This is a genomic window from Nonomuraea sp. NPDC002799 (assembly GCF_053592075.1).
In genome coordinates this window covers 1-7220 of record NZ_JBSFVA010000092.1, presented here as the reverse complement: position 1 = coordinate 7220, position 7220 = coordinate 1, and the positions used below count along the sequence as shown (strand labels likewise).

Here is a 7220-nt window from a genome sequence, read left to right as displayed (position 1 = left end):
GACAATGCCAGCAAGCGCATAACGGACGAGGCGACACCAACCTGGCGAGGAACGTACTAACACAAACATGGGCAAACCAAATGCCCTCTGAGAGCCGGCGATGCCCCACATGCGGCCGATGTTGGTGACGATGATCGAGTACTTCCAGCCGGTCCGCATCTCGAACACGGTGAGGTTCTTGCGGTGGCGGGCCGAGGGGCGGACCCGGCGCACCAGCAGGCGCATGCCGCCGGGCCAGCCGGTGCGCCGGTTCAGGCCGGTCAGTTCGGCCACGTGATAACCGGGTTGCAGGTCGCCGTCCTGGGTGAGGGAGTCGGCCCAGGCGGTGGCGGGCAGCAGAGCGATGGCCTGCTCGTCGATGTCGGTGATGGTCCAGCCGACCAGGTACCGCACCGTGCGGCGGGTGGTGTTCAGCCCTTCCAGATGCCTCAGCAGGTCATGGGTGGCACCCGCGCCGTCCACCCGGATGAGGATCTTGGCCTGGCAGGAGTTCGGGATCTGGGTGAGTGCGTCGGTGAGCACCCGCAGGTGGTCGGCCACGGTGTTGCTGCCCGCATTGCCCTGGCGCAGCAGCATCGCCAGCGATTCCTGGGTGTTGGCGCACCAGCAGGCCAGCGGGTGAAAGCCATAGGTCTTCTTGAACGTGACCGCCGCCCCGCTCTTGTCGGAGGCCGAGGTGATGATGGTGGCGTCGATGTCGATGACGATCCACCCTTTCAGTCGTTTGCCCGCCACCGTCAGCCAGGGGAAGCCACCCGGGCGCAGGTGCAACAGCCCCCATACCCGGCGCCGCACCTTCGCCCTGGCCTTGGCCAGCGGGCGAGCATCGCCTCGTCCAGGCCGGCCAGCGTGCGGTGGGTGGTGGAGTCCGACGGCATCGCCCCGAGCAGGGCCGTCTGATGGGCTTGCAGCCGCTCGGCCTCCAGCACGCTGCGCGCACCACACACGATCGCCGTGGCCAGGCTGAGGAGCACGTGCGCGCGATTCCGCCAGGTGGCGCTCTGCCCGCCCGGCCATAGCTCGCCGAGCTCCTCGGTCAGCCCCACCCGATCGGCGATCTTATGCAACAGCACCGCGCCCGCATGCCCGACCAGCCCTTTTCCATCAGCGGTGACAGACAACCGCCGGTCCCACCCGGTACGCTCACTCACCAGAAAGGTGCACCTGCTTCTGCAGCGGATATGGCTTCGACACCCGAATCCTTGCAGTTCAGGGGCACCTTTTCTCATGATCTAGAACACAGCTACCGCCTCGGTTGAATAGCTGGGGCTAGGCACCCCCGCTGCGCGAACGTGAACCCGCCCGGTCGGTCGGCTGCTCACCCGCCGATGCCCGGCTGCCCTGGATGAGCAACGCTCTGAAGTGGCACATGGCGATGCTGCTGGAGTCCGGAACGCTGACCTGGACCACCTTGACCAACCAGCGCAGCTCCTCCCTCCTGCACTTCGCGCGCTGGCTGGAGACCCTGCCCGACCCTGCCGCGATGATCCAGGACGCCTCTCGAATCGGCGTTTTTGCCGCCGCGTTCCGGCGCTGAGCCCTCGAGCCGGCCAACCGTTCCTCGGTCAACCGCTCACCCGAGACCGTGAACACACGAAAGATCAATATTGACCTAGGGTCCGTGGTGGATCTGATGGCCTTCATGATCGACCACCGGCAGGAGGCCGCACGGGTCCTGGGCCCGACGCCCTGGGACGCGCTCACCGACGCGCATCCAGCGACCTGGCTGCGGCAGCGCACCCGGCTGCCGCGCCAGCGCCGGGTGCCGGATTGACGGATGAGTCCGATGCTGATGTTACGTAGCGTGGCCATGAGCCGGGGCCGGGAGCCGGTGGCGATGGTCGAGGCGTCTTCACGGAATGTGACATCACGGACAAAGTGCATGGCCTCAATCGACCAGTGGCCGCGCACCAGCGCGGCGAGCTGGGCGGGATTGGCCTGCCCGGCGGTCAGGCTGGTGATTCCGAGCACCGCGATCGCGGTCTTGACCACCTTGGTGTAGAACTTCCCGCTGCCCCGGCGGCGGCAGCGCACCCTGCGGGTGACGTGCCGCTCGACCAGGAACACCTGCTTGACATGGGGGAAGATGACATCGAGGTCGTCGGGGGCGTCCCTCACCTGGATGGTGCGCACCTCGTGCCGCCCGTGGCCGGTCTCCTGGCTTCGATGTCCGATCGTCACCTCCTTCCAGGCCAGGGCGTCCAGGGCGTCGAACAGCCGGGGCTGGTTGTCTTTCGCGATCATGACGAAGTGGGCGCGCTTGACCTCGACGAGGAAGCGGGCGTGCGCGCGCTGGGTGTGCAGGCCGTCCATGGTGAGCACCACCCCGCTCAGCTCCAGCCCGGCCAGCAGCGGCGCGAAGCTGGGAATTTCATTGCTCTTGGGGCCAATCTGACGCTGGGCCAGGACGCTGGTGGCGGTGTGCGTGGCCGCGGCGAGCAGGAACATCGCCCGACCGCTGACCGGGTCGACCCGCGCCGGCCATCGCCTTGCCGTCCACCGCCACGGCGGCCGGCTGCCCATCGACCAGCAACACCGGCGGCGGCTCCGTCTCGGACTCCCTCTCCGCTCGCGGCCCGGGGCCGGGGCCGGGGATGATGCCCAGGCCCGCGCGCAGGGCGAACCAACCGCCGAGCGCGTCATCGGCGGCCTGGCCGTCCACGCGAAGGAGCAGCCGTTCCACGGTATCGGCGTGCGGGGCACGCAGCACTCCCCGGCGCATGCGCACCCCGGCCGCTGCCAGTAGCCAGCGCGGCGCCGCAGCCGCCCACGCCACAATGTCGGTTCTGGTCTTCTCCCCGCACAACATCGCCGCCAGGCACAACGCCACAATCGAGGCCAGCGTGTAGCGCACACCACGCCGATGCCGCGGGTCGGGAATCATGGCCAGGCACGCCAGCAGGCCGTCGGCCTGGACCCCGCCCAGCGCCGCCACCTGACAAGAGCGCTCCCGCAACACCTCCACGACCTCGCCCAATCCGCCCGCACACACCTCGGGCACTACCTCGGGCACTACCTCGGACTCGACACGGGCAACCGGCGGACAGTACCTTGCAGACAACGAAAACCCCCTGGGGACGGCGCGTGTAGGAACCTCCGCTCCTACGGGGTTTTCGTTGCTTCACGCACGGCGACACACCGAGCCGACATCTACCTGTGATCTTCTGGGTGTCTGTCCTCCAACTCCAGCTACTGCCGGTGACCAGCGCCGCTTCCTATCACCCGCGCGTCCCGCTCACGTTCATGACACACAGTGACCGATCCCCGCGAGAACCGGACACACCCAGGCCTTCCCAACCACGCCTGCCGGACGAGCCTCTCATCGCTGTCTACCTGCGGAAATGACTTTGCGGGTCGCCCTGGGTGTCATCTGGTTTGGGAAGCGTACAGTCTGATCAGATGCTGTGGCGGCGACCGTCAGAGTCCCTGAGGACCGAAACTGTCAATAAGATTTTCAGTCGAAGCGTATGCTCTGCTCAAGATCCAGCGCACGGTCCATTGTCTTGATTATACGGTACAGGGCAGAAAAATGTTGATATCTCAACGTGCCTCTCACTGTGCCGTCAGCATGCTCAACGACTCGGCCATCCATGATGGTCCCCCGATACCATGTCCGGACTGCCGGGTCCTCGCCCTGCTCATTCGCCGCTTGATCGAATGCGAACTTTGTTAGAGTTTGAGTAATTTCAGCAACCCCGCCTGCGCGTATAGCTACTGGGCGATTTACCCTATGGCCCATTCGCTGCAGTTGGGCGCACAGCCAGGACTCAAATCGATCGGGCTGCTCTCCATCCCCAACTCTTTCCTTCAGATGATCTATTTTGACGTCAAAAGGGGATGTTTCGACATGTTCTGCCTTTTGAAGGCCTGATGCCTCAAGTATCTCGATGCATTGTTGCATTAATTGCTCAGCATGATCGATGGCATCGCCCCACAGTGATTCCGCCACAATATCTCCAATCAGGAATTAGCGAGATGATATGAATTGCTTTACTTTCGGCAAGCGCTCGTATCGACTTAGAATGCAGGGTGATCCGGCCTATTGATTATTGACTCTGTTCGCTAGGGGATTCGCGGGTTCCTTGATGAAGGCGTAGGGCAAGCTCCGCTGAGGGTTCGCTCGCACCGCATGTCTGGTTCGAAGGAGACTCGGGGAAACGGACCGGTGGCGACGCGATACCGCCTCCTGTCTCGACCGAACAGGTACAGTTCAGGCCCGTATTCGCGCCAGGCAATCAGAAAGTCCATTAGCTAAACGCCGGTAGCACGCCCGATGTGCCACAGCCACACTTGAAGGTTCGTCCTGATCAACACACGCATAGACAAAGGCGTGCACTTGGGCGAACGGCATCGCCCTAGCATAAGCCCGAGCGTTGGCCTCTGCATATGCAGAGGCCAACGCTCGGGCGTTCGCGCTTGCGTTACTATCGGCGAAGGACCGTCCTTGGGCGGCGGTTCGCGTTTTAGTATACTTACGAGCATATTCGGCCGCACCGTCCTTGGTGTAGCCTTTCCCTCTTGCAAAGGCTACGGCTTTATCGAAAGTTGCAGAATATACTATGGCATCCGGATAAGCGTGACGATAGATCTCCCACAAGGCTGGTTCGAGAACTGCTGCCCATTCAGATGCAACGATCATCTCCCCAGCCAGCGCACGACTGTGCAATCGCTGAACCATTTTGTGCGCTTCCCCGGACCCGCCTCGTCGCTCGATTACCTCATCTATTAGTGGTGAAACGGTATGGGCATGCCAGTCGTATACAACATTGAAAGGCATTAGACCGGCCAGCCTTCGGAGCTCACTCCGCATCTGTCGAATCCAATTCTCAGCCACCTTAGCGTCCTGGCCCTCAAATAGGACGCCGATCACTTGCTCTTGCCAGGATGGCTTATGCGGAGATGAGTCGCGAGTCGTCGAATTATCTGATGGGTTATCCATTGAAGCTCGCCAACCAGTTGCGAATTCGCTGCAGAGCTCGTCGAATTGTGAAGAAATCACGCGGTCTCTCCTGCGCGGATCGGAAGATAGCCCAACACTAGCTTAGTACAATCCCTCGGTCTTGGGCTTGTTGATCCAGGCGGGGCCGGGCAGGGCGGGGTGGCGATGCCGCCGCTGGCGAAGCGTTCGGGGTGGGTGGCTTGGGCGGCGGCCAACGCGGCGGTGCGCCGGTCGTGGACGGCGGCGGCGCGCGAGCGCGGCGCTTGCGGCCCGCCCGGCCAACTTGACCGCCAGACCGCCGATCAACGCTGTCAAGGACGGGGTTCGTCGCGCATATCGCACCGCGAGATCCGGAACGTGCTCGCGGAACGTCCGCCGTGGACACGCCACCTCAGCGCAGGCCAACCGCCGGAGGTGAAGATCCAACATCATCGCCCGTTCACTTACAGGTCGATCATGCAAGCGACGCCAGTGCCAGCCATGCACACGGCTGGACGGGCTCCCGCACACCGGGCAAGCCACCGGGTCGGGACGGACCTGCGCCGTCACCCGAACGATCTGGCCCTCGACCGCCACCCGGTCGACCAGCACCGCCCCGGCCAGGCGAGGAAAGACAATCTTCAGAAGATTAGAGTTACACCGTGATCATCTTGCTTTTAGCGATCTTTGCTGAGGCGCAAAGACCTCGTATTGTAGGTCGGATGCGGACAGAACGATTGATTATGCGCAGGTCGCGCGAGGAGGACAGGGAGCCCTTCGCTGCGATGAACGCCGACCCCGAGGTGATGGAGCACTTCCCCGCGACGCTCACGCAGGCGGAGAGCGACCGCCTGGTCGACCGGATCGAGCAGCACTTCGAGAAGCACGGTTACAGTTGGTGGGCGCTGGAGGAACGGGAGAGCGGGCGGTTCATCGGGTTCACCGGCCTGATCCTGCAAACCTTCAACGCGCCTTTCCTACCTGCGGTGGAGATCGGCTGGCGACTGGCGCGCCCCGCCTGGGGCCACGGATACGCCATCGAGGCCGCCCGGCGGGCTGTCGCCTACGCCTTCGAGGAAGCGAGCCTCGACGAGCTCATCTCCATCACAACCGAACGGAACATGCGCTCTCGTGCGGTGATGGAGCGCCTCGGCATGACCCGTGACCCCGAAGAGGACTTCGACCATCCCGGGGTGCCCGTAGAGAGCGGGGTGGCCCGCTGTGTGCTCTACCGGCTAAGGCGCCTGTCCGTGGCCATGTAAAAAAGTGGCTCTGACGCAAAGCATGTGACGTCGTCACGCCAGGGTCAATTCAGTGTCAACGGTCGAGTGCGTGTCGCCGCTGGTGGCCAAGTCGAGGTCCCCATGCCTTCGCAGTTGACTACTTCTTGGTGAGTCGTCGGCCTGTCCGGGTTCGTGCCTGTTTCATGCGGAAAGACTCGCCCTCGGTGGTCACGACGACGCTGTGGTGCAGGAGCCGGTCGAGCAGGCTGACGGCGGTGGTGTGTTCGGGCAGGAAGCGTCCCCATTGGTCGAAGGGCCAGTGCGAGCCGATGCCGAGCGCGCGGCGTTCGTAGGCGGCGGCCACCAGGCGGAACAGCAGTTGCGCGCCGGTGTCATCCAGCGGGGCGAACCCTGCTTCGTCGATGATCACCAGATTGTTGCGGAGCAGGTTCTCGATCACGCGGCCGACGGAGTTGTCGGCCAGGCCGCGGTAGAGCGTCTCGACCAGCTCGGCGGCGGTGAAGTAGCGCACTTTGTGGCCGGCGTGGACAGCAGCGACGCCGAAGGCGATGAGGCTGTGGCTCTTGCCCGTGCCCGCCGGACCGACCGCGCAGTAGTTCTCGGCAGCGCGGATCCACTCCAGCGAGGCCAGGTAGTCGAAGGTCGGGCGCGGGATCGATGATGATCCGACGTCGAACTCCTCGATCGTCTTGATCACCGGGAAAGCGGTGGCCTTCATCCGGGTGCGGACATTGGACTCATCCCGGGCGGCCAGTTCGGCCTCCAGCAGGGTGCGCAGGAACTCCTCGGGATTCCAGCGCTGCGTCTTGGCGGTGAGCAGCAGTTCGGGGGCCAGACGGCGCATGGTGGCCAGCTTCAGCCGGCGCAGTCCCGCATTTAGGGCCTGTTCTGAGTTCGGATCTTCAGGCGGGTTCAAGGCTTCGGATCCATAGGATGGCGCCTCGTAGGTGGAGCCCGGCGAGGTAGCTTTCCGGGGTCTTGTCGAAGCGGAAGGCCAGCCCTCGCCACTCCTTCATCAGGTTGATGCAGCGCTCGGCGGTGTTGCGTTCCTTGTACAG

Annotated in this window: 8 protein-coding genes and 1 pseudogene; 1 reads left to right on the top strand and 8 read right to left on the bottom strand. The window is 63.9% G+C overall.

The features are described from left to right. The 6 genes from ACWD0F_RS51350 to ACWD0F_RS51325 form a co-directional block, all read right to left on the bottom strand. A partial coding sequence (locus ACWD0F_RS51350) for a transposase (RefSeq protein WP_449890346.1) occupies positions 1 to 735 on the bottom strand: 735 nt, incomplete at its 3' end. 2 nt (positions 736 to 737) lie between these two features. Next, entirely contained in the window at positions 738 to 1151 is a 414-nt protein-coding gene (locus tag ACWD0F_RS51345) for a hypothetical protein (RefSeq protein WP_449890344.1), read from the bottom strand. A 118-nt stretch (positions 1152 to 1269) separates the two neighbouring features. Next, positions 1270 to 2448 carry an ISAs1 family transposase gene (locus ACWD0F_RS51340; protein WP_449890342.1) on the bottom strand — a complete coding sequence of 393 codons (1179 nt, stop codon included), beginning with the start codon at positions 2446 to 2448 and terminating at the stop codon, positions 1270 to 1272. After that, a complete protein-coding gene (locus ACWD0F_RS51335; protein WP_449890340.1) occupies positions 2372 to 3013 on the bottom strand; it encodes a transposase family protein in 642 nt (213 codons plus the stop codon). Before ACWD0F_RS51335 ends, ACWD0F_RS51340 begins: the two co-directional genes overlap by 77 nt. A gap of 441 nt (positions 3014 to 3454) precedes the next feature. After that, a complete protein-coding gene (locus tag ACWD0F_RS51330) occupies positions 3455 to 3949 on the bottom strand; it encodes a hypothetical protein (RefSeq protein WP_449890339.1) in 495 nt (164 codons plus the stop codon). A 1092-nt stretch (positions 3950 to 5041) separates the two neighbouring features. Then, on the bottom strand, positions 5042 to 5461 hold the full coding sequence (locus tag ACWD0F_RS51325) for a transposase family protein (protein ID WP_449890348.1): 420 nt from the start codon (positions 5459 to 5461) through the stop codon (positions 5042 to 5044). Between the two features lie 179 nt (positions 5462 to 5640). On the opposite strand from ACWD0F_RS51325, the gene ACWD0F_RS51320 reads away from it, so the two are divergent. Then, positions 5641 to 6180, top strand: coding sequence for a GNAT family N-acetyltransferase (locus ACWD0F_RS51320; RefSeq protein WP_449890337.1), 540 nt, complete (start codon positions 5641 to 5643; stop codon positions 6178 to 6180). A 118-nt stretch (positions 6181 to 6298) separates the two neighbouring features. On the opposite strand, the gene istB is transcribed toward ACWD0F_RS51320, so the two are convergent. Beyond that, positions 6299 to 7078 (bottom strand): IS21-like element helper ATPase IstB, encoded by a 780-nt coding sequence (gene istB, locus ACWD0F_RS51315; RefSeq protein ID WP_449890336.1) that lies wholly within the window; start codon positions 7076 to 7078, stop codon positions 6299 to 6301. Continuing rightward, positions 7065 to 7220: pseudogene (locus tag ACWD0F_RS51310) on the bottom strand (IS5/IS1182 family transposase); the annotation flags it as partial. The gene istB and the pseudogene ACWD0F_RS51310, both read right to left, overlap by 14 nt.